A 2,413-nucleotide genomic window follows, 5' to 3' on the forward strand; every position below is an offset into this window, starting at 1 on the left:
CCGGCGCGGCGCCGCGCCCGGCGCGCGATGGGGGCCCGCGGACCTCGGCGCCCCGGATCAGGGTCCCGGCGCGCGGGGGTCCATCGCCGCTCAGGCCGCCAGGTAGCGGCCGCGCAGGTGGTCCATGAAGTCGGCGGGGTCGAGCGGCTTGCCGGTGGCGTGGCGCAGCAGGTCCTGGAAGCCGAGCCGGCTGCCCTGGCCATGCACCTTCTCCCGCAGCCAGCCCATCAGCGGCCGCATGTCGCCCTCGGCCAGCGCGGCGTCGATCGCCGGCACGTCCCGCCGGGCCGCCCGCATCAGCTGCGCCGCCGCCATGGCGCCGAGCGTATAGCTGGGGAAATAGCCGAAGGCGCCGTCATGCCAGTGGATGTCCTGCAGGCACCCCTTCGCGTCGTCCGGCGGGGTGATGCCGAGCAAGGCGCGCAGCCCCTCGGTCCAGGCGCCGGGCAGGTCGGCCACCGGGAGGTCGCCGCCGATCATGGCGCGTTCCAGCCGGAAGCGCAGGATGACATGGGCGGGATAGGTCAGCTCGTCGGCATCCACCCGGATGAAGCCGCGCTCCACCCGCCGCCAGAGGCCGACCAGGTTGCCCGTCTCGTACAGGCCGGGATCGCCGCCGAAGCTGGCGCGCAGCTCCCGCCCCAGGAAGCCCAGGAAGGCGTCGGACCGGCAGGCCTGCATCTCGACGATCAGGGACTGCGATTCATGCGCCGCCATGCCGGCGGCATCGCCCACCGGCTGGCGGGCCCAGGCCTCGGGCAGGCCGCGCTCGTACTGCGCATGCCCGGTCTCGTGCAGCACGCCCATCAGCGCCTTGGCGACGTCGTCCTCGGCGTAGAAGGTCGTCAGCCGCACATCGGTCGGCGTGCCGCCGCAGAAGGGGTGCAGGCTCTCGTCCAGGCGGGCATGGGCATAGTCCAGCCCGACGCGCTCCGACATCCGGCGGCAGAGCACCCGCTGCTTCTCCACCGGGAAGGGGCCGGGCAGCGGGCGCGGCGCCGGGCGGCGGGCCTGCAATTCCTCGGCGCGCGGCAGGGCGTCCCGCAGGAATTCCTCATAGGCGGCGAAGACCGGCTCCACCTCGGCCGCCGTCACGCCGCGCTGGTAGCCCTCCATCAGGGCATCGTAGGCCGAGAGGCCGAGGGCGGCGGACAACGCCCCCGCCATCTCTCGCTGCAGCCGCACCACCTCCTCGAGCGCCGGGCGCACCTGGGCGAAGTCGGCGCGGGCCTTGGCGTCGCGCCAGATGGTCTCGCAGGCGCTGTTGGCGCGGGCGATCGCCTCGACCAGGGCGGTGGGCAGGGCGGTGGCGCGGACATGCGCCCGGCGCATCAGCGCGAGGTTGGCCGCGTCCCAGTCGCCGGCGGCCTCGGCGGCGGCAAGGTCGTCCGCCACCGCGGGCGCCGTCAGCAGCTCATGGGCGAGGCCGGCGAGCGTCGCCAGCTGTTCCCCGCGCGCCGCGGCGCCGCCCGGCGGCATCATGGCGCTGGCATCCCAGTGCAGCATGCCCTGCGCTTCCCCCAGCGTGGCGATGCGGGCGAAGCGGGTCTTCAGGCGGTCATAGGCGGCGGTCATGCGGGGTCCCTCTGGGTCGGCGGGGGCGCCGGCCGGCGCAGCACGAAGACGCCGACCACCCCGACAAGGGCGGCGGCCAGCCCGTACCAGGTGATGGCATAGCCGAGATGCGGGTTGTTGGGGCGCGGCAGGTGGCGCGGCGCCGCCGGGAGGTCGCCATAGGGGGTATCGGCCGGCGCCAGCGCCACCAGGCCGAAGGGCAGCGGCGGCGGCAGGTCCAGCGCCTGGGCGATCGCCGGCGGGTCGAAGACATAGAAGCGCCGGCCGGCGGCATCGTCCTTCGGGGAATTCCAGTCGCGCTCATCCGCCGGGCGGACGAAGCCGACGACGCTCACCTCGCCGTCCGGCCGGGCGACGCTGCGGTCCCGTTCCAGCGGCACCCAGCCGCGGTCCACCAGCAGCGGCGGCGCGCCGTCCCGCAGCAGGGGCGTGATCAGGTGGCTGCCCAGGGTGGTGCCGCGCACCTCCACCCCCAGCAGGGCTTCCCGCGCATGGTCGAAGCGGCCGGCGGCGGCGACCTTTGTGAAGGATTGCGGGATGGCGGTGTCGAGCGGCCGCGGCGGCCCGGCCTCCGCCCGGTCGATGGTCGCCAGCAGGTCGGTCTTCCAGTGCAGCCGCTGCACCTGCCAGGTGCCGAGCCACAGCAGGATGCCGAGCACCGGCAGGGCGGCAAGGACCGGGAGGAAGCGGCGGAAGGTCATGCGCACGGAGGTCCGGAGGAGGCGGCGGCCGCGGGGCACGCGCCGGGAGGCATCGCGGGATGGGGCGCCATGGCCGCCTGCCGGAGCGGGGCAGCGCCGCCGGCGCCGTTGCCGCGCGGGCCGCGGGCGGCGCCCCG

At 75.6% G+C, this 2,413-nt stretch carries 2 protein-coding genes; both read right to left on the reverse strand.

The annotated features are described in order from the left end of the window. Positions 1 to 90: 90 nt before the first annotated feature. Positions 91 to 1,575 carry a carboxypeptidase M32 gene (locus tag E2C05_RS31015; protein ID WP_133223463.1) on the reverse strand — a complete coding sequence of 495 codons (1,485 nt, stop codon included), beginning with the start codon at positions 1,573 to 1,575 and terminating at the stop codon, positions 91 to 93. After that, positions 1,572 to 2,276: an SURF1 family protein gene (locus E2C05_RS31020; protein ID WP_133223464.1), complete on the reverse strand. Its 705-nt coding sequence runs from the start codon at positions 2,274 to 2,276 to the stop codon at positions 1,572 to 1,574. The genes E2C05_RS31015 and E2C05_RS31020 overlap by 4 nt, the downstream gene beginning before the upstream one ends. Positions 2,277 to 2,413: the final 137 nt, after the last annotated feature.

Source organism: Paracraurococcus ruber, assembly GCF_004353985.1.
In the GTDB taxonomy this organism is placed as follows: Bacteria; Pseudomonadota; Alphaproteobacteria; order Acetobacterales; family Acetobacteraceae; genus Paracraurococcus; species Paracraurococcus ruber.

Coding starts and splice junctions, on each gene's coding strand:
- E2C05_RS31015 (WP_133223463.1), bottom strand. CDS start 1,575: ATGACCGCCGCCTATGACCGCCTGAAGACCCGCTTCGCCCGCATCGCC.
- E2C05_RS31020 (WP_133223464.1), bottom strand. CDS start 2,276: ATGACCTTCCGCCGCTTCCTCCCGGTCCTTGCCGCCCTGCCGGTGCTC.